The organism is Massilia sp. TSP1-1-2, from assembly GCF_049896185.1.
Lineage (GTDB): Bacteria > Pseudomonadota > Gammaproteobacteria > Burkholderiales > Burkholderiaceae_D > Telluria_A.
The window spans coordinates 1-24,502 of sequence record NZ_JAFCTU010000022.1; the positions used below are offsets into that span (position 1 = coordinate 1).

Annotated in this window: 24 protein-coding genes; 13 read left to right on the forward strand and 11 right to left on the reverse strand. The window is 62.9% G+C overall.

All coding sequences use genetic code 11. The features are described 5' to 3' along the window. Positions 1-296 precede the first annotated feature (296 nt). Positions 297-1,649, forward strand: a complete 1,353-nt coding sequence (locus ACP7BV_RS18015; protein WP_426105766.1) for a hypothetical protein — start codon at positions 297-299, stop codon at positions 1,647-1,649. Between the two features lie 19 nt (positions 1,650-1,668). On the opposite strand, the gene ACP7BV_RS18020 is transcribed toward ACP7BV_RS18015, so the two are convergent. Together ACP7BV_RS18020 and ACP7BV_RS18025 are read right to left on the reverse strand one after the other, a co-directional pair. Beyond that, the gene (locus tag ACP7BV_RS18020; protein WP_426105767.1) at positions 1,669-2,448 is read right to left on the reverse strand and encodes a YfaP family protein; all 780 of its coding nucleotides are present in this window, start codon (positions 2,446-2,448) and stop codon (positions 1,669-1,671) included. A 154-nt stretch (positions 2,449-2,602) separates the two neighbouring features. Next, positions 2,603-3,655 carry a hypothetical protein gene (locus tag ACP7BV_RS18025; protein WP_426105768.1) on the reverse strand — a complete coding sequence of 351 codons (1,053 nt, stop codon included), beginning with the start codon at positions 3,653-3,655 and terminating at the stop codon, positions 2,603-2,605. Positions 3,656-3,881: 226 nt separating this feature from the next. Between ACP7BV_RS18025 and ettA the strand changes: the two genes are divergently transcribed. Both ettA and ACP7BV_RS18035 read left to right on the forward strand, forming a co-directional pair. Further along, on the forward strand, positions 3,882-5,549 hold the full coding sequence (gene ettA, locus ACP7BV_RS18030) for an energy-dependent translational throttle protein EttA (protein WP_426105770.1): 1,668 nt from the start codon (positions 3,882-3,884) through the stop codon (positions 5,547-5,549). 147 nt (positions 5,550-5,696) lie between these two features. Beyond that, positions 5,697-6,200: an REP-associated tyrosine transposase gene (locus ACP7BV_RS18035; protein ID WP_426105771.1), complete on the forward strand. Its 504-nt coding sequence runs from the start codon at positions 5,697-5,699 to the stop codon at positions 6,198-6,200. Between the two features lie 78 nt (positions 6,201-6,278). Here the strand turns inward: ACP7BV_RS18035 and ACP7BV_RS18040 are convergent, their stop codons facing one another. After that, positions 6,279-6,845 carry a porin family protein gene (locus tag ACP7BV_RS18040; RefSeq protein WP_426105772.1) on the reverse strand — a complete coding sequence of 189 codons (567 nt, stop codon included), beginning with the start codon at positions 6,843-6,845 and terminating at the stop codon, positions 6,279-6,281. A gap of 191 nt (positions 6,846-7,036) precedes the next feature. Further along, entirely contained in the window at positions 7,037-7,633 is a 597-nt protein-coding gene (locus tag ACP7BV_RS18045) for an alpha-ketoglutarate-dependent dioxygenase AlkB family protein (protein WP_426105774.1), read from the reverse strand. A gap of 46 nt (positions 7,634-7,679) precedes the next feature. Here ACP7BV_RS18045 and ACP7BV_RS18050 point away from each other — a divergent pair, with 46 nt between their 5' ends. Beyond that, on the forward strand, positions 7,680-8,258 hold the full coding sequence (locus ACP7BV_RS18050) for a molybdopterin-dependent oxidoreductase (protein ID WP_426105775.1): 579 nt from the start codon (positions 7,680-7,682) through the stop codon (positions 8,256-8,258). Positions 8,259-8,304: 46 nt separating this feature from the next. Here the strand turns inward: ACP7BV_RS18050 and ACP7BV_RS18055 are convergent, their stop codons facing one another. Next, positions 8,305-8,667 carry a hypothetical protein gene (locus ACP7BV_RS18055; RefSeq protein ID WP_426105777.1) on the reverse strand — a complete coding sequence of 121 codons (363 nt, stop codon included), beginning with the start codon at positions 8,665-8,667 and terminating at the stop codon, positions 8,305-8,307. A gap of 298 nt (positions 8,668-8,965) precedes the next feature. On the opposite strand from ACP7BV_RS18055, the gene ACP7BV_RS18060 reads away from it, so the two are divergent. Further along, positions 8,966-10,450: a sensor domain-containing diguanylate cyclase gene (locus tag ACP7BV_RS18060; RefSeq protein ID WP_426105779.1), complete on the forward strand. Its 1,485-nt coding sequence runs from the start codon at positions 8,966-8,968 to the stop codon at positions 10,448-10,450. Between the two features lie 112 nt (positions 10,451-10,562). On the opposite strand, the gene ACP7BV_RS18065 is transcribed toward ACP7BV_RS18060, so the two are convergent. From ACP7BV_RS18065 to ACP7BV_RS18090, 6 genes are read right to left on the reverse strand one after another with little or no spacing between them, the layout of a single operon-like run. After that, positions 10,563-11,393 carry a Rossmann-like and DUF2520 domain-containing protein gene (locus tag ACP7BV_RS18065; RefSeq protein WP_426105781.1) on the reverse strand — a complete coding sequence of 277 codons (831 nt, stop codon included), beginning with the start codon at positions 11,391-11,393 and terminating at the stop codon, positions 10,563-10,565. Then, positions 11,393-12,004: a DUF924 family protein gene (locus ACP7BV_RS18070; protein ID WP_426105783.1), complete on the reverse strand. Its 612-nt coding sequence runs from the start codon at positions 12,002-12,004 to the stop codon at positions 11,393-11,395. Before ACP7BV_RS18070 ends, ACP7BV_RS18065 begins: the two co-directional genes overlap by 1 nt. After that, a complete protein-coding gene (locus ACP7BV_RS18075; RefSeq protein ID WP_426105784.1) occupies positions 12,004-12,750 on the reverse strand; it encodes an MgtC/SapB family protein in 747 nt (248 codons plus the stop codon). The genes ACP7BV_RS18070 and ACP7BV_RS18075 overlap by 1 nt, the downstream gene beginning before the upstream one ends. Positions 12,751-12,772: 22 nt before the next feature. Then, complete coding sequence (locus ACP7BV_RS18080; RefSeq protein WP_426105786.1) at positions 12,773-13,036, reverse strand: hypothetical protein; 264 nt, start codon at positions 13,034-13,036, stop codon at positions 12,773-12,775. Then, positions 13,036-14,847, reverse strand: a complete 1,812-nt coding sequence (locus ACP7BV_RS18085; RefSeq protein WP_426105788.1) for a M24 family metallopeptidase — start codon at positions 14,845-14,847, stop codon at positions 13,036-13,038. Before ACP7BV_RS18085 ends, ACP7BV_RS18080 begins: the two co-directional genes overlap by 1 nt. Positions 14,848-14,900: 53 nt before the next feature. Then, positions 14,901-15,560, reverse strand: a complete 660-nt coding sequence (locus ACP7BV_RS18090; RefSeq protein ID WP_426105790.1) for a Crp/Fnr family transcriptional regulator — start codon at positions 15,558-15,560, stop codon at positions 14,901-14,903. Positions 15,561-15,698: 138 nt separating this feature from the next. Here ACP7BV_RS18090 and ACP7BV_RS18095 point away from each other — a divergent pair, with 138 nt between their 5' ends. The 8 genes from ACP7BV_RS18095 (at position 15,699) to ACP7BV_RS18130 (ending at position 24,415) form a co-directional block, all read left to right on the forward strand. Next, positions 15,699-17,645: an AMP-dependent synthetase/ligase gene (locus tag ACP7BV_RS18095; protein ID WP_426105899.1), complete on the forward strand. Its 1,947-nt coding sequence runs from the start codon at positions 15,699-15,701 to the stop codon at positions 17,643-17,645. 5 nt (positions 17,646-17,650) lie between these two features. Further along, on the forward strand, positions 17,651-18,499 hold the full coding sequence (locus ACP7BV_RS18100; protein ID WP_426105791.1) for an ABC transporter ATP-binding protein: 849 nt from the start codon (positions 17,651-17,653) through the stop codon (positions 18,497-18,499). Beyond that, positions 18,496-19,392, forward strand: coding sequence for a branched-chain amino acid ABC transporter permease (locus tag ACP7BV_RS18105; RefSeq protein ID WP_426105793.1), 897 nt, complete (start codon positions 18,496-18,498; stop codon positions 19,390-19,392). Before ACP7BV_RS18100 ends, ACP7BV_RS18105 begins: the two co-directional genes overlap by 4 nt. Before the next feature lie 3 nt (positions 19,393-19,395). Continuing rightward, positions 19,396-20,454: a branched-chain amino acid ABC transporter permease gene (locus ACP7BV_RS18110; RefSeq protein WP_426105795.1), complete on the forward strand. Its 1,059-nt coding sequence runs from the start codon at positions 19,396-19,398 to the stop codon at positions 20,452-20,454. Positions 20,455-20,474: 20 nt separating this feature from the next. Next, a complete protein-coding gene (locus ACP7BV_RS18115; RefSeq protein ID WP_426105796.1) occupies positions 20,475-21,779 on the forward strand; it encodes an ABC transporter substrate-binding protein in 1,305 nt (434 codons plus the stop codon). A gap of 4 nt (positions 21,780-21,783) precedes the next feature. Then, the gene (locus ACP7BV_RS18120; RefSeq protein ID WP_426105797.1) at positions 21,784-22,605 is read left to right on the forward strand and encodes an ABC transporter ATP-binding protein; all 822 of its coding nucleotides are present in this window, start codon (positions 21,784-21,786) and stop codon (positions 22,603-22,605) included. A gap of 188 nt (positions 22,606-22,793) precedes the next feature. Continuing rightward, positions 22,794-23,147, forward strand: a complete 354-nt coding sequence (locus ACP7BV_RS18125) for an MmcQ/YjbR family DNA-binding protein (RefSeq protein WP_426105799.1) — start codon at positions 22,794-22,796, stop codon at positions 23,145-23,147. After that, a complete protein-coding gene (locus ACP7BV_RS18130) occupies positions 23,144-24,415 on the forward strand; it encodes a phenylacetate--CoA ligase family protein (protein WP_426105800.1) in 1,272 nt (423 codons plus the stop codon). The genes ACP7BV_RS18125 and ACP7BV_RS18130 overlap by 4 nt, the downstream gene beginning before the upstream one ends. Positions 24,416-24,502: the final 87 nt, after the last annotated feature.

A 24,502-nucleotide genomic window follows, 5' to 3' on the forward strand; every position in this document is an offset into this window, starting at 1 on the left:
GACCGACATTCTTGCCAAAGTCACGCGCGCTCGTGCCAAACTTAATAAGCTTCAATCTGTTTGACGCACTACACTAGCAGACAAATCCCCGCAGCAAGATCTTGCGTTGACAGCACATTGATGAAAGCGCATCATTGCCGATAGCGGAGAAAGGTTGCCAAAACCACCCTATCAAGGCCACCGTTTCCCGCATGCCACGCTGACCAGGCTGTTTCAGGGATCAGCGTCGCGACTGTGGATTCGCGCACCACGGCATGTCGCGCGTCACGAAGCAAGTCACGTCTGCGGGAGACAAGATGGCGATCTCACTGAAACAAAACCCAGCCTGGATGAACGAGAAAACACGTCCGGCATCGAAGTATACGCCGGTCATGTTTCCCAAGGTAACGCCGCTGGGCGAGAAGGCGGAAATGCTGGCCATCGTCGAACGACGGATCGCAAGTTGCCAGCGACTCGCGCTCGTTCGCAACGACATGCTGGATACGGCGGCCTGGTTTTCGTTTCGACACGACCAGATGCGCGAGCGAAACCTCAGGCCGCATAACGTTCCCATCTTCGTGCTCAGTGGCGGCAATGCCCAGCGGATCAAGCAAGAATTTGAGCAAGCCCGTGGCTATACGCTGGCCTGGCATCCCGCTACCGCGCGCAACGAACCGGTTTATCTGTTCGTCCACAATAGCGACTACAACACTTACCGCAAAACCTTGAGCGCGCAATTTGGCCAGTACCGCAACCTGTTTTTGGTCGGGTGGGACGGGGGCCAGCTGACGGGCTTTGGCGCTGCGCGCGCTGCCGTGTTGTCGTATGCCGATTGCCTGCCATATGCGCCGCAACGGTTGATCATGATGGATCAGGACGTGGTGGCCACGGAAATGACGAGACCGAGCTCGTCGGATGTCACGAACAAAGTTCTAGAATTGCACCGGACGCAAAAAAAACCTGTCATCGGCTACGGAGTCGGCTTTCCCAAGCGGGAAGCGAAGATTCCTTCCACGTCCGAGCAGCTCACCGGCACCTATACCCGGGACCTGCCGAAAGGAAAAAGTGTTCCCGGTGAAGTACTGAACGAACAGCAACAAGCCCTCTCGGTTAAAAAGAAAGATCTGCCTGCCAGGAACAGCACGATCGACTTTGCCGGTGCGAGCGCCCAACCGAGCCCAAGCCCGTTCGCACCGACCCAGCAATTTGTCTCGATCAAGGCACCGTTTCGCAAGAAAAACGATGGCATCTATCCGGCTTTCATGGTGGCTGGCGGCGAAGACATGTTGATGACGCAGCTCGAGAAATTGCAGACCAAAAACGCGGAGGGCATCCCCACGGCCAATCCGACGGTAAGGAACGAGAAGATTTTCAAGAAAGCGCTGCCCGGCGAGGCTGACGCGCCGAATATTTACTGGTCGGAAAAACGCATCAAGACGCTCGACGAGCTGTTCAAGGACGAAGAAGATACCCAGGTAAGCTATGAGGGAGGACCGGCGATGAAGCTGAAAGACTTGTGCCAGCATTTTGTTGCGAAAGGCTACATCAAGCCGGCCGAGGTCTCCGGAACTGCGGCGCTGATTATCGAGCGCATCATCCTCAAAGCCAACCAGGTAGAGGGCGCGTGGCCCGAGCAATACGACGGCAATATCCTGAACCGATTCGCGTAGACCCGAGCAGCAATGCGTATCAGTAGACGAAGGACTTCACCAGCATTAAGTCCCCAATGCTGCGCAGCGGCAGCACCAGCGTTTCGCGTTTTTCGCGCGCCGTGTTTTCGTTGAACACCATCGTCAGGCGCGCCGTGATGATCTGCATGTTGCGGTTGGTTTCATCGAAGTGGTAAACGTTGGCGCCCAGCTTGCCCCAGTAATTGATATACACGTGGTAAGCGCCGCGCTGGGGCGACGCCATGGTGAACATTTCCGGCCCCGGTCCGTCGACGCTGTCGACGTCGAGCCCGCCGCCGTTGGTCAGCACCGGATGGCCAAAATACGCGTGCTGGCCGTCAGGGGTGATGATGTGCATGTCGATTTCGGCCTCGACGTCGTCCCACGCGCAAATGATGCGGATTGCCGGCTTGGGCTGGGTCTGGTCGGTTTCGTAAAATTGCACGCGGCTGAGCGACTTGCCGTCCGGCGAGCGCATCTCCACGCTGTTGGAGCCGGCGCCGAAACGGTACGGCCGTGCATAGTTGCCCTGCGCATCGGTCTGCAACGGCAGCGGATTGCCGTTGACGATCAGCTGGTGCAGCCGTTTGCCGCCGGCCGCCGCGATCTTCCCCTTGATCATGTTGCGCTTGGTTTGGGCGCCGCGGTCGATCGGCGAATACGGGTAGGCCAGCGTGGCGTCATCGGTCTTGTCGACCAGGCCCCTGCGATTCCAGCCGCCGCCCGGCGCGACAATCGTTTGCGCGACGGCAGGGGTGCTCGCCAGCAGCAGCACGCACAGTTTCCAGGACATTCTCATTGCGACTCCACAGGTGCCGGTTGCGCTCCCAAGCAATGATGCAAAAGAAGCAATAACAGCATTGTAGCCTGAGCTTGCCTTACTCTCGGCAAAAATTAAGACGCCGCAAGGAAAGCGCGATGGCTGAGAACTTGTCGCGCGCTGGTCGCCTGGTTTACGCCGTCTGTGCCGCGCTTTCCTCGTCGCCCCAGCCTTTGATCAGATACCACAAGGCGCTGGCCCCAATGATCGTTCCAATGGGAAACCAAAACAGCAGAAGGGAGCCAAGGACAATGCCAAGGATGCGCCCGAGTTTGGTATGGCGCTTGATTTCCGCGCTTGCATAAAACATCGCCCCGGTCACGCCGGTCAGGACAGCCATGACCCACATTAACTCGTGGCTCAGCGGCTTGCCTGAAAACAGTTCGCCACCTCCCAGCAAAACGATTCCGGCCACCTCTATCCAGGCCAGCACGGTGAAAATGCGCGCTGCCTTTTCATACGGCAGCAAAGCGCCGCCGGCGCGCATTCCCGGCGCCCGCATGGTCGCGCCGGCGTGAGCATAAGGATTTGCGCTGTCGCGCGTGCCGAACACCGTTCCGCCGCCGGCCGGGGTGTGCGCGCGGACGCTGTCCAGTCCCGCCATCAGGTCGGCCAGCTTGAGCCGCGAGCCGATGACTTCGCGCATCTGCGCCAGCCTGGTCAGCACGGCTTGCAGTTCCTGCTCGGTCGGGCGCAGCCGCGCGAGCGTTTTGGCCAGCACGGGAACAATTTCGCGCCGCATGAAGGTGCGGCCCATTTCAAAGTGGGTGGCGGCGAAGTAAGTGACGACCTTGGGCGCGAGGAGTTGGAAAGGCTCCATGATCAGGCTGCGGCGCGTGTCCTCCGCAATGGTCGACAGCGCAGTGCGGACCTGGTGTTCGAGCACCAGGCGATCCTTGTGGAACTCGGCCAGCCTGGGGAAGGTTTGCCTGATCAGCTCGGGCATTGGCTCGACTTTTTTCGCGAACGTGGCGTAGCGATCCGGGACGGCGTTCAGCAGCACATTGCAAGCGAGGCAGTTACGCTGGTACCCCACCAGGTCGCCCTCGCCGGCGGTAATGTAATAGATGTGCCCGGCCATACCGACCCGTTCCAGCGAAAACGGCGCGGCGCAAAGGCAAATCGGACAGAAATCCGCCACATAGCCCAGGTGGCGATACACGGCTTTCTTACCCCAGATGATCATCGCGCACTCCATGCTTTTTTGAATGCATCGATCATGCCACGGGTTCATCTGTCAAGCGAGCAATATTTATTATTGGAAACTTCCACCTTTCGGCAAGCCCATCGTTTTGCCGGCGCCCAGGACCTGCCGGAAATGGGCTGCCGCAGTGAAATCGAGGTGAAAAGGCCAATCGACGGCCCATTTATTGTATCCTGTTGACCTTCCGTTTAATCCCCGAGAGTCCTTAATGGCCAATTACGTCTACACCATGAACAAAGTGGGCAAAATCGTCCCACCTAAACGCCAGATCCTGAAGGACATTTCCCTGTCCTTCTTCCCCGGCGCCAAGATTGGCGTGCTGGGCTTGAACGGCTCCGGCAAATCGACCTTGCTCAAGATCATGGCTGGCATCGACACCGACATCCAGGGCGAAGCCGTGCCAATGCCGGGCCTGAACATTGGCTACCTGCCGCAGGAACCCGAACTCGATCCGGAAATGACGGTGCGCCAGATCGTGGAATCGGGCCTGGGCGAAGTGTTCGAAGCACAAGCCAAGCTCGAAGCCGTGTACGCCGCCTATGCCGACGAAGACGCCGACTTTGACGCGCTCGCCGAAGAACAGGCGCGCCTGGAAGCGATCATCTCGACCTCCGACGGCGGCAACCTGAACCTGCAGCTGGAAATGGCCGCCGACGCGCTGCGCCTGCCGCCGTGGGACGCCAAGGTCGGCATCTTGTCGGGTGGCGAAAAGCGCCGCGTGGCGCTGTGCCGCCTGCTGCTCTCCAAGCCCGACATGCTGCTGCTCGACGAGCCGACCAACCACCTCGATGCCGAGTCGGTGGACTGGCTCGAGCAATTTTTGCTGCGCTTTCCGGGCACCGTGGTGGGCATCACCCACGATCGCTACTTCCTCGACAACGCTGCCGAATGGATCCTGGAACTGGACCGCGGCCATGGCATTCCATGGAAGGGCAACTACAGCTCGTGGCTCGAGCAAAAGGGCGCGCGCCTCAAGCAGGAAGAAGCGACGGAATCGTCGCGCCAGAAAACCATCGCCAAGGAGTTGGAGTGGGTGCGCCAGAATCCCAAGGGCCGCCAGGCCAAGAGCAAGGCCCGCCTGGCGCGCTTTAACGAAATGTCCGAGCACGAGTACCAGAAGCGCAACGAAACGTCCGAGATCTTCATTCCCGTGGCAGAGCGCCTGGGCAATGACGTCATCGAATTCAAGAATGTATCGAAAGCGTTTGGCGACCGCCTGCTGATCGACAACCTGTCATTCGTCATTCCACCGGGCGCGATCGTGGGCATCATCGGCCCGAACGGCGCCGGTAAATCGACCTTGTTCAAGATGATTACGGGCAAAGAGCAGCCTGACAGCGGCGAGGTGGTGATCGGCCAGACGGCGCGCGTGTCGATCGTCGACCAGACGCGCGACGACCTGACCAATACCAAGACCGTGTTCGACGATGTTGCGGGCGGCGCCGACATGCTGACCGTGGGCCGCTTCGACATGCCCTCGCGCGCCTACCTGGGCCGCTTCAACTTCAAGGGATCGGACCAGCAGAAAATCGTGGGTAACCTGTCCGGCGGCGAGCGCGGCCGTCTGCATCTGGCCAAGACCTTGCTACAGGGCGGCAACGTCTTGCTGCTCGATGAACCGTCCAACGACCTGGACGTGGAAACCTTGCGGGCGCTGGAAGATGCGCTGCTTGAATTTGCAGGCAGCGTGATGGTGATCTCCCACGATCGCTGGTTCCTGGACCGGATCGCCACGCACATCCTCGCGTTTGAAGGCAATTCGCAGGTGACTTTCTTTGACGGCAACTACCAGGAATACGAAGCCGACAAGAAGAAGCGTCTGGGCGAAGAAGGCGCTAAGCCGAAGCGGATTCGCTACAAGCCGCTGACGGTGTAAGGGTTCAGCGCAGTTGCTCGCGTCCTCGCGTCCTCGCGTCCTCGCGTCCTCGCGACGACGCGAGGACGCTGCGGGGGCTGATTCGTTCCCCCAACCCGATTGACCGAATCGGCGCCCCATCCCCACTCTCCCGGCACACTGGCCGGCATGAGCACTTACCGCCACAATCGCGTTCCCGGCCACAGCTACTTGTTCACCGTGCGCCTGTCCGACCCCGACAGCGCCCTGCTGACCGAACACATCTCCGCCTTTGGCGAAGCAATCCGGCTCGCGCGCAGCAAACGGCCCTTCCACGTTGACGCCTGGGTCGTGCTGCACAATCATTCGCACGCCATCTGGACGCTGCCCCCGGGCGACCATGATTGCGCCAGCCGCTGGCGCGCCGTCAAGATTGCCTTTTCCAAGGCCGTGCGCAAGGCCAGGGCACCGCGCGCCACCGACGCCATCTGGGAGCGCCACTACCGCGCACGCCGCATCGCCACCGATGACGAGTACCGTGCGCTGGTCGACTATGTCCATGCCAACCCCGTCGCCCACGGCATATGCGCCGCTGCCGCCGACTGGCCCTGGTCGTCGGTGCATCGCTTCGCCGCCGCCGGATTGATCCCGGACGCGCACGCAAAAAAGGCCCCGCAGGGCCTTCTTTTTTGACGACGCCAATTAGACTGGCAAGGAGCGTTTCGGCTAGAGCGTTTCGGCTAGAGCGTTCAGCTAAAGCGTTTCAACACCTTAGAAACTGTAACGGGCGCCGAGGGTGACGGCGTTCGCCTTCACGCCAAAGTCCTTGTTCTTGCCATAGCGCTCATACTCGAGAGACAGCGCAACCTTGTCGCTGATCTTGTACTGTCCACCCAGGCCGGCGTACACCTCGGTGTCGCTGTCGTTGGCATTGCCCAGCGTGGTGGAACGCATCTTAGTCTTGCTGTATCCCACGCCCAATTTGCCGTACAACGAGAACGCATCGTTCATTGGCATAGTTGCCTTGGCTGCCAGGTACGAGCGGCTGCCTTCCGTGGTGGCCGAACCGGTGGTGGCGCCGATGGTGTAGGTGTGGTCAGCCTTGCGCACGTCGGTGTAGCCTGCCTCGACGCCGAACATCGGGTTCACGTCAAAACCGCCGAAAATCTTGCCCGATGCTTTCCAGCCGTCCGAGCTGCTCGAACCGGCCGCGCCGATCTTGAAGTCATGGTCGGCACTGGCAACGCCAAGACCAATGTACGGGCTGGAAATTTGTTGTGCCTGAGCTGCGCTCATGGCGGCCACGCCGGCCAGTACTGCAAAAATAAGCTTTTTCATGTTCGGATCCTTTTTTTAAAACCGTCTGGTCCGCAATTCACAATGAATCGCGAGGTAGCCAAGATAGCATCGTCGAAAGTGCAATGGCATGCTCAATCCGTAAAAAACGTAAGCAAATGTAAGGAAAAGCGCAAATAACTGACTTTCCGGTCAGAAATACATGCATATGTATTATTAGAAATTGCCAGAAGTTAGCAGATAAAGCGGAAAGTGAGGTTAAGCCGTGGCCCCAGTGAGCGGGTAGTCTTGTTGATGCCGTGCGACCAGTTGGCCTGGATGGCGCCGGCCATCAGCAGCAGGCAGCCGTCGGTCAAATCGAGCTTGACGGTGCGTTTGCTGCCCTTGTGGCGCAAGATGAACGTGCGCGTGGCGCCGAAACTGAGCGACGCGATGGCCGGCGCCGGTCCCAGCGCCGCTTCGTCGTCGCTGTGCATGCCCATGCTGTCGCGCTCGTTCCGGTAATAGTTCAGCAGCACGCTATTGAATCGCCGTCCCGTTGCAGCCTCTACCGCTTGCCTGATGTGCGCCAGTAACGGTGTAAACGGCAACGCCGTCATGGTCAATCCCGAATAGGCGTAGCCCGCGTCGCCGTGCCAGGCGGTCAGCCGTGGCTGCAGGAATTGCTTGCCCCACAGCGTGATCGATTCTTCGCGCCAGTCGGTCTCGGCCACGAGGCGCGCCATCACGGCCGCATTATCCAGGCCGAGCGGCAGTTGGGTCAGCATCGACAGTTCGCCGTCTTCCAGGGGAATGGGGGTCAGGGCTGCAGTTGGGGAAAACAGGTCCATAAGAAAGCGCTATCATGGGAAAACGTCAACCGGACCCTATTTTCTCATGGATAAACGCCAGTTCATGGGCGCCGCGCTCGCTGCGAGCGCACCTTTTGCCGCCGCAGCCCCGGCACCGGCGCCCGCGACGGCCGGACCCGCTCTACTGACCGTCAGCGGCGCCATCGCGCGCGCCAACCGCGGCGCAGTTGATCCCACCCGCGACCTGATGATGTTCAAGCAAAAAGTGCAATTTGCGGCGGCGCGCACCTTTGATTTTGCGTCCCTGCTCTCACTGCCGGCCACGACAAACCGCACCACGCTGGAATACGACGCCAAAGTCCACGTGCTGCGCGGCCCGCTGTTGACCGATGTGCTGGCCATCGCTGGCGCGCGCCCGGCCGGCGGTGTGCAGCTGCTGTTGCGGGCGGTCGACGGCTACGTTGCGGCGCTGACGGTGGCGCAGGCGCGCGCGCAGCGCTTTATCGTGGCCACCCATCTGGATGGTCAGCCGATGGCGCTCGGCGGCCTGGGGCCGCTATGGGCAATCCCGGATGCGGACAGGGTGCCCGAACTGGCGGCCAGGCCGCTGGCGCAGCGCTTTGGCGGCTGCCCGTGGTCGCTGTATCACATCGATGTTGCTTGATCCATGCAGCTTGACCCATGCAGCTTGACCCACGCAGCTTGAAGCACTATGCGTAGGCCTCGGCCAAGGTCATCACGCGGGGGGTGAGCTTGATGTCGATGGTGGCAAACAGGGCCTCGATCGCGGCCAGGTTGGCGGCGCACTCTTCCGTTTTCCAGCCGTTGAACAGGTCGCTGCCGTTTTTCTGGTAGTGCATGTCGAGCACCTTGCCCTTGTCCTTGTGCGTGTACGCCTGCTGATAGGTATTGTGAAATCCCATCCCCAACAACGCATCGATGATGGCGGTGGGCGGATTGGACGGATCGGTGGCCATGAAAATGCCGAAGGTCTTGCCGGGCGGCTTGGCGGCCAGGTCCACTTCATAGATGCCCGGCGCCTTGGTCACGGACGTGCTTTTCAGAAATAACATACCAGTCTCCCCCTACCCAGTGAAGCCTTCGGCCGCGCACCCTGCCATTTTGGCAAGTGTCGCGCAGGCATGGCAAGCGACCTAGCTTATGGGGAATTTTTGTGTTTGTCGATGCATCCTTGCATCTTTTTGCCCGTCCGTGGCGCTCGCGCTCATCCGGCGATAACGGTTTCGACAAGGTTAAATAATTTCCTCAAGGCATTTAAACAACATATCCGGCAACATTGCATTGCCCCACATTTGGCTCTGGGTCATACTCGGAGTTTGATTTACGTCAATTCAACATGAAGTGGCCGCCATGCGCCTGTTTGCAGCGAATTACCGCTTGCTGGGCTGGATCACGCTGATACTGGTCGGCGGCTTCCTGACGACCTCGTTTGCCGCCTACATGGCCTCGCGTCAAGCGATCGAACACAGCATCTCGGAGCAAGCCTTGCCGCTGACGGGCGACATCATCCATTCGGGGCTGCAGAAAGACATCCTGTACCCCGTCTTCATTTCGTCCATGATGGCGCAGGATCCGCGCATGGTCGACTGGATGAGGAGCGGCGAAAAAGATGAGGCAGCCATCCTGGACTACCTGTCCGGCATCAAGCGCAAGTACGCCATCGTGGGCAGTTTCATCGGGGCCGACGCCAGCCGCAAGCTGTACCACACCTATGGGCCGCCCGACGACTTGCAGGAAGGGCGAGCGCTGGATCGCTGGTTCTTCCGCATGAAAACCATGAAAGGCGAGAAATTCGAAACCAACGTCGACGTCGAGACCCGCTACTCGGGCTTGCCTACCTTGTTCATCAACCACCGCGTGCTTGATGCGCAAGGCAAGTTCGTCGGCGTAACCGGCGTCTCGGTCACGCTTGAAACGCTCAACCAAGTACTCTCGAGCTACCAGGCGCGCTATGGCGCGAGCATTTATTTTGTCGATGGCGCGGGCAAGGTGGTGCTCTCGGGCGCCGCCGTGGCCGTCGATGAAGGCCATCTGACCACCCGCAGCGGCATGCGCGACATCGCCGCCGCCATCCTGAACCGGCGCACCGAGCCCACCAGCCTGGCGTACCGCAACGGCAAGTCCGATGTGCTGGTCAACTCGCGCTACGTGCCGGAACTAAAGTGGTACCTGGTGGTGGAACAGAATGTCAGCGGCAACATCGACCCGCTCACGCGCATCTTCGCGATCAACTTTGCCGTCAGCTTCGGCGTCATGCTGCTGGTGCTGGTGGTGACGCTATTGACGGTCAACCGCTTCCAGCGCGCACTGCACAAGATGGCCAGCACCGACGCGTTGACTGGACTGCTGAACCGGCAGGCGCTGGCGGTGCTGTTTCGCCAGACCACGTTGATGAGCAAGCGCAGCCGGCGGCCGCTGTCGGCAATCCTGTTCGACATCGACCACTTCAAGGGCGTCAACGACGCCTTTGGCCACATGGTGGGCGACTCCGTGATCCGGCAGGTGGCCGAGATCGCGCTCGACGTGGTGCGCGAGAGCGACGCCGTCACGCGCTGGGGCGGCGAGGAATACCTGGTGCTGCTCAGCGACTGCAAGCTGAGCGCCGCGATCGGCGTGGCCGAAAACCTGCGCCGGCGCGTGGCCGACCACGATTTCGGCCTGCCGGGGGGTAAATTCATGGTCACCATCAGCTTGGGCGTGGCGCAGTATCACGACAACGAAAGCGAGAACAGCTTTTTTACGCGGGCCGACGACGCGCTGTACGGCGCCAAGCACGGGGGGCGCAACTACACCAATGCCTCCTACGTACAAGACAGCACCGCGCAATTGTTTTAATTTTCCGACAATCGCGAAACGTCGGGCGCAAAAGCGCAGCGCATTGCGCCAACGCCAGCATCCACCTGGCCCCGGCATTGCCGCGCTACGCAGTAACCCGAATGAATTGCCTCTACACGCCCGGCGACGCACGGCGCGCCAAGTCCACCGTCGCCAGCGCCAGCGCCCGGTACAGCTCCCCGGTCGCGCCATCCCAGCCATCGAGCGCGCTTTGCTGGCGCGCCACGGTCGCCATGTCGCCGCGCGCGATCGGGCCGGTCAGCGCCCTGCCCGCCCCCATGCGCAGCACGTTCTCCAGCGTCTCCGTGGCAAGCGGCCCGGCCAGCGCGCGCGCCGTCTCTTCGGACATGCCCGCCGCCTGGTAAGCGCGCAGTGCCGCATCCATCACCGTCACCAGATAATTGGAGGCAAACACCGACGCCGCGTGATACACCGTCTTGGCCGCCGCATCGATCGGCACCGCGCGCGCGCCGATGGCCGCCAGCGCGGGGCCAAGCAGCGCCAGCGCGCGCACATCGCCTTCGATGCCGCAAAAGGTACCGTCGAAACGTTCAGCCACCTGCGCCGGATCGGCAAAGCTGCGCACCGGGTGCACGCTGGCCGTGGCCGCGCCGGCCTCCGCCGCCAGCTGCAGGTCCAGCGATGACTTGGCGCCGCTGCAGTGAAACAACACGCCGCCGCCAAGCAGGCCGGCAGCGACCAGCTGGTCGCAGACAGGCCCAATCTGGTCATCCGTGACGGCCAGCATCCAGGCGTCGGCCGCGCGCATCTGGTCCAGGCCCGTCACCGCCCGCCCGACGCCAATGAACCTGGTTGCCTCGCCAGCACTGCCCTGCGAACGCGTGAGCACATCTTGCACGCTGAAAGCGCCGCTCGCGGCAAACAGCCGGCCCAGCACGCGCCCCACCTTGCCGGCGCCGACAATGTTCAGTGTGGGCGCCATCAGAAGCCGGCGCCGGGCTGTGCCAGATACGCGGCTTCGTCGTCCGTGCTGGCGCGGCCGAGAATCGCATTGCGGTGCGGGAAGCGGCCAAAACGCGCGATCACGCCGCGGTGGCGGTGCGCGTAATCGAGCACGCCTTCAAAGCCTGCATTGTGCTGCGCCAGCGCCTCGAACAGCGCTACCGAATGCTCCTGCATGCGCGCGTCTTCGGCGTGCTCGAAAGGCATGTAGGCAAACCAGCGCTGCACCGGCAGCAAGGCCTGGTCGGCGCCGCTGTCGACGATCTGCTGCGCCGCGGCCAAGGCCAGCGCGTCGCCTGAAAACGAGGCGGCGGTGCCGCGCCAGGCATTGCGCGTGAACTGGTCGAGCACCAAAATGCGCGCCAGCGTGCCGGCCGGCCCCTGCCCGTCCCACTCGCGCAGGCCGCCCGCCACCGCCTGTTCGATCAGGCCGCCGAAACGCGCGCCAATGGCGGCATCGAAGACGTCGTCCTTGCGGAACCACACGGCGCGCTGCTGGCCAAAGGCCGGGTCTCCGGCCGGGAGAAACCAGAAATCAAGTACGTCCTGTGCTGTCATGATGGCGGTCTCGGTGGCTATTGTTCGCAACATCAGTTGCGGGCGTGCGAGACCTGGAAGCTGTCGATACCGGCAAACGCCGCCAGTTCCTTGGCCAGTTCGGCCAGCGACGCTCCGCTCTTTTTGGACAGCGCCAGCGCCACGAAGCGCCATTCCTGCGTGCCGGCGGCGCTGCTGATGTAGAGCGAGCCGCCAGCAATCGCGTAGCCGCGCGCCAGCGCGATCGTGCGCAGCGCATCTTCACGCGGCACGTAATCCTTTTTAAAGCGCATCGTGATGGCCACCGCATGGCGCGACGGCAGCCAGGCTTCGATCTTGGACAAATAAATCATGACCATGGCCGAGAAAAACGCCAGCCCCATCGCCGCCAGGTAAAAGCCGACGCCGACCAGGATCCCGATCACCGCCGAAGTCCAGATCGACGCTGCCGTCGTCAGCCCGCTGATATTGAAGCCTTCGCGCATGATCACGCCAGCGCCCAGAAACCCGATGCCGGTGACAATGCCCTGGATGATGCGGGTCGGATCGGCCGCTGTCATCAAGGCCGCGCCGCTGCCGCCGAACCAGAAGCCGGGATAGCCGCCAACGATGGTCAGCGCGGTCGAGGCCATGCACACCAGGCCGTAGGTGCGCATGCCCGCGGCGCGCCCGTGATACGAGCGTTCGTAGCCGACCAACAAGCCGAGCATCAGGGCCCCGGCCAGGTGCAGCAAAATCACCAGGTTGGTGACGATTTCCGGTGTCGACCAGTAGGCCGCGATCAGGTCGGACGTGAGCATGGGTTTCCTCCAGCGACAGCTGTCATTCAGGTTTTTTCTTGACCAGCTGCTTTTCAAACGCGACGTCGAACTTGCTGACGCGGCGCGCCACCTGCGGCCCCAGCTTGTTGACAAAGGCGACAAATTCGTCGAGCTCGAGCGGCGCGCACAGCGGCGGCTCGCCGGGCGCTTCGGACAAGGAAAACAAGCCTTCGCCGGTGCGCGCCATCGAGTAGCCGGCGTTGCCGCTGCGAACCTTCAGGCGGTCGACGGCGTTGCTGGCGCGGGTTGAACGAGCGGTCGACATCAGATGGCCCTCGTGCGCAATTCCAGCCAGGCTGCGGCCGATCCGCTCACGTGCGGCGCGAGGCGCGCGCGCACCACGGCGTGGTAGTCGTTGAGCCAGGCAATTTCGTCCGCGCGCAGCAGCGCCAGGTCGAGGCAGCGCGCGTCGATCGGGCACAGCGTCAGCGTCTCGAAGTACAGGAATTCGCCGAATTCCCCTTCACCCGCACTACGGTTAAGCACCAGGTTCTCGATCCGGATGCCCCAGCGCGCGGGGCGATAGATGCCCGGCTCGATCGAGGTGATCATGCCCGGTTCCATGGCGGTGTGCGCCTCGGGCATGGTGGTGGCCGAAATCGATTGCGGCCCTTCGTGCACATTCAGGAAAAAGCCCACGCCGTGGCCGGTGCCGTGGCCGTAGTCGACGCCGGCCGACCAGATCGGCGCGCGCGCGATCGCGTCCAGCGCCGGGGAGCGGGTGCCGCGCGGGAAGCGGGTCGACGACAGCGCGATCAAGCCCTTGAGCACCAGCGTAAAGTCGCGCCGCTGCGCGCTGGTAACGGCGCCCACCGGCACCACGCGCGTGATGTCGGTGGTGCCGCCCAGGTACTGCCCGCCCGAGTCGATCAGCAGCAGGCCGTCGCCTTCGATCACGGCGCAGGTGTCAGGGTTGGCGCGGTAATGCATGATGGCGCCGTTGGCGTTAAAGCCGGCGATGGTGCCAAAGCTCGGGCTGACAAAACCGGGCCGGCGCGAGCGCGCCGCCGTGATATGGTCGTCAATCGCCGTTTCGGTCAGCGGCGCGCGCTCCGGGTCGGCCAGCTGCGACTCCAGCCAGGCGAAAAACTCGCACAAGGCAGCGCCGTCCTGCTCCATGGTGGCGCGCACGTGGGCCGCTTCCGGCTCGCTCTTGGTCGATTTGGCCAGCGTGCTGGGATTGATCGCTTCGATCACCCTGACCTCGGCCGACACCGCGCCGCGCATGCCCGAAGTGATGCGGCGCGGGTCCACCAGCAGTACCACGCCGGCGGCCAGGTGCTGCAAGGCGGCCACCGCGTCGGCGTAGGACGCAACCTCGACGCCGTCGGCCATCAGGCGCAAGCGCAGCTCGGGGCTGACCTTGCCGTCGCCGACAAACAGCGTTGCGCCCTGCGGTCCGATCAGGGCGTGGGCCAGAAACACCGGGTTGTAGGTGACGTCGCTGCCGCGCAGGTTGAACAGCCACGCGATGTCGTCCAGCGTGGAGATGAAATGGTGGGTGGCGCGCAGCGCGACGAGCGCTTCGTGCACGGCGGCCAGTTTGGCGGCGCGCTCAAGGACGGCGTACGGCGCCACATGCTCGTACACGGGTTCGGCGGGCAGGCCCGGGCGCGCTTGCCAGACCGTCTCGAGCAGGTCGATGTCGGTGCGCAGCGTGATGCCGCGCGCGGCCATGGCGTCGGCCAGCAAGCGCGCGCTGGCCAGGCCGAGCACGCGCGCATCGACCGCCACCGTCTGGCCCGGGGCCATGTGCGAGGCGAGCCAGTCGATGTGCAGCAGGCTGGCGCCGGACGGGATTTTCATCAGCGCGATGTCGGTGCCGGCCAGCTCGGTCTCGGCCTGCGTCCAGTAGCGGCCGTCGGTCCAGACCCCGGCCGTATGGGCGGTGGCGATAAAGGTGCCGACCGAGCCGGTGAAGCCGGATAGATACTCGCGCCCCTTCCAGTGGCCGGGCAGGTATTCGGACAGGTGCGGGTCGGCCGAAGGAACGATCAGCGCATCGATATGTTCGTGTTGCATGGCGGCGCGCAATGCGGCAAGGCGGGCATCGCGGTCTGGCGAAGTGGTAGTCATAGATTATTTAGGATGGCGGCGTCGCCTCAATCATAACCCCAAAAGCGAGCCGTTCACGCCTGGAAGTGGCGCAGCCCGTCCAGGTCGAGCACGCGGATGGCGCCATAGTCGCGCCGCAGCAAGCCTTCGCGCTCGAGCAGCTGCAAGGCCTGGTTGGCGCGCTGGCGCGACGCACCCGACAGAAACCCGACCTCTTCCTGCGAAATTTGCACTTCCTTTTCGAGGCCCGGATACAGATGCGCGTTGAACATCGCCGCCAGGCAGCGCGCCACGCGGGTGTCGACGTCCAGCGTGCGGTCGTTTTCGACCAGGCCGATGAACTGGCTTAGCCGTTCGTTCAGCTGCATCAGCAAAAAACGGTTGAACGGCAGGCTGACCTCGAGCAGCCACTCGAACGTGGCGCGCAGCGCCACCACGTCGTACTTGCGCGTCTCGTCCTTGAGCTGCGAACCCTCGCCGAACCAGCCGCCGGCGGGCACGCCGGCGAAGGTGACGCTCTTGCCTTCCGACGAACAATTGTTGATCTTCACCAGGCCGTCAATGATGCCGGTCCAGTGGTCAAGCACCTCGCCGCGTTTGCAGACAAAGCCGCCCTTGGGCACGAACTGCTCGACGCAATCTCTTTCGACCCGCGCCATTTCGAGGCAGGTCAAGCAACGCGCCCAGATGGTGGAACGTAGATGGTCGATCAAGGTCTGTGTGGTCTCTGTCATTGTGCGGCGCAACATCGAAAGTGGTGCAATTGTCGTTCAAAAGACAACGCGCGAATCAAACGCAAGCTAATATCATCACACACAATCGCCCGGCACCAGGGTAGATCAGAGGAGAAGCGGGTGCAGACAAACGACGGCATGCAACAGGACACCTTTCCGCGACGCCTGCTGGCGCACGGCCGGGTACGCCCGCGCAGGCCGGCCTTCCGCGAAAAACACCTCGGCATCTGGCAGACCTGGAGCTGGGCGCAGGTGAGCGCCGAAGTGCGCGAACTGGCCTGCGGGCTGGCCGCGCTCGGTTTTGAGCGCGGCATGAACCTGGCCATCATCGGCGACAACCGCCCGCGCCTTTACTGGGCGATGCTGGCCGCGCAGTGCCTGGGCGGCGTGCCGGTCCCGCTGTACCAGGATGCGCCGGCCGCCGACATGGCGTACGTACTGAACGACGCCGAGATCGCCTTTGCCGTTGTCGAGGACCAGGAACAGGTCGACAAGCTGCGCGAACTGCAGTCGCTATGCCCGGCCATTGCCCATATCGCTTATGAAGATGAACGCGGCATGCGGCGTTATGGCGCAGGGTCGCCAGGATCGCTCGTTTCGCTGGTGCGCCTGCAGGAACTGGGCCGCGCGTGGGACCTGGCCAATCCCGGCGCATTCGACGCCGCCGTCGCCGCCGGCCAGGGGAGCGACATCGCCATCATCCTGTACACCTCGGGCACCACGGGCAAACCAAAGGGCGTATGCCAGTCGCACGCCGCGCTGCTGGCGGCCGGCACGGGCGCAGTGGCCTTCGACAAGCTGACCGACCACGAAGACATCCTGTCCTACCTGCCCATGGCGTGGGTGGGCGACTGCCTGTTTTCGCTAGCGCAGGCGCTGGTGGCGGGCTTCACGGTCAACTGCCCGGAGTCGGGCGACACGGTGTTGATCGACCTGCGCGAAATTGGCCCCACCTATTATTTTGCGCCGCCGCGGGTGTTCGAGAACATGCTGACCACGGTGATGATCCGCATGGAAGACGCGAGCGCCATCAAGCGCCGCATGTTCCATTATTTCATGGCCGTTGCCAAGCGCAGCGGCGCGGCCATCCTCGACGGTAAACCAGTGCCGGTGGCCGACGCCATGCTGTATGCGCTGGGGCGCCTGCTGGTGTATGGCCCTTTGAAAAACGTGCTGGGCCTGTCGCGGGTGCGGGTGGCCTACACCGCCGGCGCGGCCATCGGGCCCGACCTGTTCCGCTTTTACCGCTCGATCGGCGTGAATCTCAAGCAGCTGTACGGCTCCACCGAAACCTGCGCCTACGTATGCCTGCAGCCGGACGGGAACATCAAGTTCGACAGCGTGGGCTTGCCGGCGCCGGGAGTGGAGGTGAAACTGGCCGCCAACGGCGAGGTGCTGGTGCGCTCGGTTTCGACCATGGCCGGCTACTTCAAGCGGCCCGACGCCACGGGCGAAGTGATCGACCAGGACGGCTACTTTCATACCGGCGACGCCGGCGTGTTCGATGGCGAGGGCCACCTCAAGATCATCGACCGCGCCGCCGACGTGGGCCGGATGAACACGGGCGCCATCTTCGCGCCCAACTATATTGAAAACAAGCTGAAGTTCTTCCCCTTCATCAAGGAGGCGGTGGCCTTTGGCGACGCCCGCGAACAGGTCTGCGCGTTCATCAACATCGACATGGAAGCGGTCGGCAACTGGGCCGAGCGGCGCAATATCGGCTACTCCAGCTATACCGAACTGGCAGCGCACGAAGCGGTGTACCAGCTCATTCGCACCTGCATCGAGCAAGTCAATGCGGACCTGGCGGCCGAGCCGCTGGTGGCGAGCACGCAGGTGCACCGCTTCCTGATCCTGCACAAGGAGCTCGATCCGGACGACGACGAACTGACCCGCACGCGCAAGGTGCGGCGCCAGTTCATCGCCGTCAAGTACAAGGTGCTGATCGACGCGCTGTACGAAGACAAGGCCAGCCAGTTCATCGCCACCCAGGTCAAGTTCGAAGACGGGCGCGTGGGACTGGTCAGCGCCGAGCTGCGCATCTGCGGCGCCACCACGTATCCATCCGTGGCGAGGGCGGCGTGATGAACATGAATGAACGCGTCACCGGTGACGTGATCCTCGAGCTGCAAAATATCTCGCTCTCGTTTGGCGGCGTCAAGGCGCTCACCGATATTTCGTTCGACGTGCGCCGCAATGAAATTCGCGCCATTATCGGGCCCAACGGGGCGGGCAAGAGCTCGATGCTCAACGTGATCAATGGCGTCTACCGGCCGCAGAAGGGCAACATCATCTTGCATGGCCAGCAGCGGCGCAATATGGATTGCTACGGCGCGGCCAAGGCGGGCATTGCGCGCACCTTCCAGAATATCGCCCTGTTCAAGGGCATGACGGTGTTGGACAACATCATGACGGGCCGCAACCTGAAGATGAAGTCGAATTTTCTGATGCAGGCGCTGTACTGGGGCCCGGCCCGGCGCGAAGAAATCGCGCACCGCGAAAAGGCCGAGCAGGTCATCGATTTCCTGGAAATTCAAGCGATCCGCAAGACGCCGGTGGGCCGCCTGCCGTACGGGCTGCAAAAGCGCGTGGAGCTGGGGCGGGCCCTGGCGGCCGAGCCGGATATCTTGCTGCTCGACGAACCGATGGCGGGAATGAATGTCGAGGAAAAGCAGGATATGTGCCGGTTTATCCTGGATGTGAACGACCAGTTCGGGACCACCATCGTACTGATCGAGCATGACATGGGGGTGGTGATGGATATATCAGACCGGGTGGTGGTGCTCGATTACGGGCGCAAGATCGGGGATGGCACGCCCGACGAGGTGCGGGGCAATCAGGATGTGATTGACGCTTATTTGGGAGGTGGAGTCGGGGTTTCAGGCGGCAAGCTGCCTGCCGACGAAACGCTCCGCATTCCCGTTCAGGATCAACAATGAGCTTTTTCTTCGAAGTGTTAATCGGTGGCCTCCTCTCCGGCGTGATGTACGCGCTGGTGGCGATCGGTTTCGTCCTGATCTACAAGGCCTCCGGCGTCTTCAACTTCGCCCAGGGCGCGATGGTGTTCTTCGCCGCCCTCACCTGCGTGGGCATGATCGACAAGTTCGGCATCTCGATCTGGCTGGCCATCCCCATTACCATGGTCGTGATGGTCGCCCTTGGCCTGGCGATTGAACGCGTGGTGCTGCGCCCGCTCGTCAACCAGCCCGAAATCACCCTCTTCATGGCCACCATCGGCCTGGCGTTTTTCATCGAAGGCCTGGCCCAGCTGCTGTGGGGCTCGCAAGTGCACAAGCTCGACCTGCCGATCGAAGACATCCCGATCGCTTACCTGCTCGAGCACTACAACATCATCGTCTCCCAGTTCGACGTCACCGCCGCCGGTATCTGCGCGCTGCTGGTCACGGCGCTGGCGCTGCTGTTTTCCAAAACCAAGGTGGGCCGCGCCCTGCGCGCCGTCGCCGACGACCACCAGGCCGCGCAGGCGGTGGGCATTGCGCTGCAGCAGATCTGGGCCGTAGTCTGGTCGGTGGCCGGGCTGGTGGCGCTGGTGGCGGGCCTGTTGTGGGGCGCGCGCAATGGCGTGCAGTTCGCCCTCACCTTCATTGCGTTAAAAGCGCTGCCGGTGCTGATCCTGGGCGGCTTTACCTCGATTCCCGGCGCCATCGTGGGCGGCCTGATCATCGGTGCGTCCGAAAAACTGGCGGAAGTGTACCTGGGCCCCATGGTCGGCGGCGGCATCGAAGGCTGGTTCCCGTATGTGCTGGCGCTGCTGTTCCTGCTGGTCAGGCCCGAGGGCCTGTTCGGCGAAAAAATCATCCGGAGAATTTGACCCATGTTTTACCGTGAAGCCGGACAATTCAAGACCAGCTACCAGGCCGACGGGCAAGTCTTCCCGATCCGCCAGGACCGCGTGGCCCTCGCCGCCCTGCTGCTCGCCGCGCTGGTGGCAGTGCCCTTGCTCGCCTCCCCTTACCTGCTCTCGGCCATCCTGATCCCCTTCCTGATCTTTGCGCTGGCCGCACTCGGCCTGAACATCCTGACCGGCTACGCGGGCCAGCTCTCGCTCGGCAGCGCCGCCTTCATGGCGGTGGGCGCGTTTGCCTCGTTTAACTTCATCGCGCGCCTGCCCGGCATTCCGATGCTGCTCGCCTTTGTGCTGGGCGGCCTGGCGGCGGCCATGGTGGGCATCGCCTTTGGCCTGCCGTCGCTGCGCATCCGCGGCTTTTACCTGGCCGCCTCCACGCTGGCCACCCAGTTTTTCGTTCTCTGGTGCCTGACCAAGATTCCCTACCTGACCAACTACAGCAGCTCGGGCGTGATCACGGCGCAAAAGATCGTCATCCTTGGTTACAGCTTCGATTCGCCGGCCAGCAAATACCTGCTGGTACTGGCCATCGTGGCGCTCATGGCGCTGCTGGCCAAGAACATGGTGCGCTCGAACGTGGGCCGCTCGTGGATGGCGGTGCGCGACATGGACGTGGCGGCCGAAGTCATCGGTTTTAGGCCGATGCGCACCAAGCTGCTGGCCTTTGCGGTCAGTTCGTTCTACTGCGGCGTGGCGGGCGCCCTGTACGCCTACGCTTACCTGGGAACGGTGGAACCGGAGGCTTACAACCTGGACCTGTCGTTTCGCATCCTGTTCATGATCATCATCGGCGGCGTCGGCTCGATCCTGGGCTCGTTCCTGGGCGCGGCTTTTATCGTGCTGCTGCCGGTGTTTCTAAATATTCTGGCGCACGCCTTGTCGCTGCCCACCTCGGTTGCATCGAATCTGGAGTTGATGGTGTTTGGCGCGCTGATCATTTTTTTCCTGATCGTGGAGCCGCACGGGCTGGCGCGCTTGTGGCAAGTAGGCAAGGAAAAACTACGGCTATGGCCGTTCCCGCATTAACTATCGAGGAGACGATTTTCATGAATACAATTAAAAAAATCATGCTCGGCGCGGCGCTCTTGGGCGCCTTTGCGCAGGTCCAGGCGGCCGACCAGTTCGTGGCGCTGCCATCCTACCGCGTCGGTCCCTACGCGGCCGGCGGCTCCGGCTTTTACGGCGGCGCGATCGACTACTTCAACCTGGTCAACTTGAACGGCGGCGTCAATGGCGTCAAGATCGCCTGGGAAGAATGCGAGACCGAATACAACCCGTCGCGCGGCATCGAATGCTACGAGCGTCTGAAAACCAAGAACGGCGGCGCCACCCTGGTTGACCCGCTCTCGACCGGCATCGCCTACGGCATCATGGACCGCGTCGGCAGCGATAAAATTCCGCTCACCACGCTCGGCTACGGGCGCTCGGACGCGGCCAACGGCAAGGTCTTCCCGTACACCTTTCCCCTGGTGACCGGCTACTGGAACCAGGCCGCGGCCATGATCAAGTACCTGGCCGACAAGAGCGGCGGCTACGACAAACTTAAAGGCAAAAAAATCGTCCACCTGTACCACGACTCGGCGTTCGGCAAGGAGCCGTTGCCGGTGCTCGAAGCGCAGGCCAAGCAGTACGGCTTTGAGCTGATCAAGATCGCGGTGGCCCCGCCGGGCAGCGAGCAGCAGTCGCAGTGGCTGCAAATCCGCCAGGCCAAGCCCGACTACGTGATCCTGTGGGGCTGGGGCGTGATGAATTCGGTCGCCATCAAAACCGCGCAGCGCAACGGCTTCCCGCGCGAGAAAATGCTCGGCGTGTGGTGGGCCGGCTCCGAAGAAGACATGATTCCGTCCGGCGAAGCTGCCAAGGGCTACAGCGCGATGACCTTCAACACCCCGGGTAACTACCCGCTGATCGACGACATCCGCAAAAAGGTCTACGCCGCCGGCAAGGGCAACCTGGCCGATCCGGCCCGGATCGGCTCGGTGTACCACATGCGCGGGCTGACGATGGGCGTGCTGTGGGTGGAGGCGATCCGCAAGGCGCAGGAAAAATTCGGAAAGGGCAAAACCATGACGGGCGAGCAGGTGCGCTGGGGCCTGGAAAACCTGGACGTCAACGAAGCGCGCCAGAAGGCGCTGGGCGTACTGGGCATGTTCCCGCCGGTGAAAACCAGCTGCGACGACCATGAAGGTTCGGGTGCGGTCAAGGTGCAGCAGTGGGACGGCAAGAAATGGGTGGCCGTCACGCCGAACTGGGTGGTGGGCGACAAAGCGCTCACGCGCAGGCTGGTCGAGGAATCGTCGGCGGCGTATGCGGCCGACAAGAAGATCACGCCGGCGTGCATGAAACAGTAAGCACATGATGAACATCGCCGCCGGCGCCGACTACCTGTCGGTCAACAACATCGAAGTCATTTACGACCACGTGATCCTGGTCCTGAAAGGTGTGTCGCTCAAGGTTCCGAAAGGGCGCATCGTGGCCCTGCTCGGGGCCAATGGCGCCGGCAAGTCGACCACGCTGAAAACCATTTCGACGCTGCTGCGCGGCGAGCGCGGTGACGTGACCAAGGGCGAGGTGATGTTCAAGGGCGAGCGCGTAGACCAGCTCACGCCCAGCGATTTGGTGCGGCGCGGCCTGTCGCAGGTGATGGAAGGGCGCCACTGCTTCGGCCATCTGACCATCGAGGAAAACCTGCTGACGGGCGCTTACACGCGCAAGGCGTCGCGCGCCGAGATCAAGCAGTCGCTGGAGGCGGTGTACCAGTATTTTCCGCGCCTACGCGACCGGCGCGCCAGCCAGGCCGGCTACACGTCCGGCGGCGAACAGCAGATGTGCGCCATTGGCCGCGCGCTGATGGCCAAGCCGTCGATGATCCTGCTGGACGAACCGTCGATGGGCATCGCGCCGCAGATTGTCGAAGAAATTTTCGGCATCGTAAAGGACTTGAACCAGAGGGAAGGCGTGTCCTTCCTGCTGGCCGAACAGAATACGGCCGTCGCCTTGCGCTACGCCGACTTTGGCTACATCCTGGAAAACGGCAGGGTCGTGATGGAAGGCGCCGCCAGCGAACTGGCCACCAACGAGGACGTCAAGGAATTTTATCTGGGCGTCTCGGGCGCCGGGCGCACCAGCTTTCGCGACATGAAATTTTATCGCCGCCGCAAACGCTGGCTGGCCTAGCAGCCTGTCGGACTTAATGGAGGCGGCCGAAAAATCCACCTGACCGGTCCATATTTCACCGCTTTTTTGGTCAATAGAACCACTATTGACCTTCAAAATCGTCGAAATCTGTCCTCGGCCAGCTGAATTTCCGGCTCGCCTCGTTAAGTCCGACAAGCTGCTAGGAACATTGGGACATAGGAACCGAGATGGATTTTGAAGCAGCCAAGGCGCTGTGCCGCACTTTCCCCGGCTGCACCGAAGACACCAAATGGGGCGCCGACCTGGTCTTTTCGGTCGGCCTGAAAATGTTCGCCGTTACCGTCGCCGAGGTGCCTGCGAAGAGCATGAGTTTCAAGGTCGACGACGAGCGCTTCCTGGAACTGACGGACCGTCCGGGCATCATCCCGGCGCCCTACCTCGCGCGCGCCAAGTGGGTGTATGTGGAGAACGCAAAAGCGCTCAGCGACAAGGAAGCGGGCGCGCTGCTGCGCCGGTCCTACGAGCTGGTGTTTGCCAAACTGACCAAAAAACTGCAGCGCGAAATTCTAGAGGCCCAATGAACGACGACACCTTCGATGCGCTGGAACGGCGCGACCCGCAAGAGCGCGAACGCGACCTGATGGCGCACCTGCCGGCGCTGGTGGCGCGCGCGCAGGGCACCCCCGGCTGGGCGGCGATCCTGGCTGGCGTGGACGCGCGGCAGGTGAACAGCCGCGCCGCGCTGGCGCAGCTGCCGATCACGCGCAAGGCCGACCTGAAAGCGCTGCAGGCGATCGCCATGCCCTTCGGCGGCCTGGCGGCAACCGGCGTGGGCCAGCTCTCGCGCGTGTTCGTCTCGCCCGGGCCGATCTTCGATCCGGAAGGGCGCGGCCTGGACTGGTGGCGCTTTGCGCGGCCCATGTACGCGGCCGGCATTCGCTCAGGCGGCCTGCTGCAGAACTGCTTTTCGTATCACTTCACGCCGGCCGCCTTCATGGTTGAAGGCGGGGCGCGGCGCATCGGCTGCGCCGTCATTCCCGCCGGCGCCGGGCAGACCGAGATGCAGGTGCAGGCAATTGCCGACCTGCGCCCGGATACCTACGTGGGCACGCCCTCCTTTTTACGCATCATCATCGACAAGGCGCGCGACATGGGCGCCGACATCAGCAGCCTGCAGCGGGCCCTGATGGGCGCCGAGGCGCTGCCCGAATCGCTGCGCGCCTGGCTGCGCGCGAACGGCGTGCCGCAGGTGTTCCAGACCTACGCCTCGGCGGACCTGGGCAGCGTGGCCTACGAAACGGCCACCGACGGCGCCATCAACCCCGGCATGGTGCTCGATGAAGACGTGATCGTCGAAATCGTGCGGCCCGGCAGTGGCGAGCCGGTCGCGCCGGGCGACATCGGCGAAGTGGTCGTCACGCTGTTCAACGACGACTATCCGCTGATCCGCTTTGCCACCGGCGACATGTCGGCCATGCTGCACGAGGCGCCGCCCTCGCCTTGCGGGCGCACCAACGGGCGCATTCGCGGCTGGCTGGGACGGGCCGACCAGACCACCAAGGTGCGCGCCATGTTCGTCCATCCGTCGCAGGTCGACAACATCGCGCGGCGCCACCCGCACATCGTCAAGGCGCGCCTGGTGGTGTCGGGCAGCATGGCGCAGGACATGATGACGCTGCGCTGCGAAGTCGATGCGCTGCCCTCGGCCGGGACCATGGCCGGCATGACGGCCGCCATCGTGCACACGATTCGCGAAGTAACCAAGCTGCGCGGCGAGGTTGAACTGGTCGCGCGCGGCACCTTGGCCGACGACGGCGTGCTGATCGAAGACCTGCGCGACTACCGCTAGACGAATCGCCGCGGCGCTGTGCATTTGGCGTAGAAAAGCAACGGTGCGCGGCAATGCTGCAGTGCGATATGCACGATAATTGCCTTG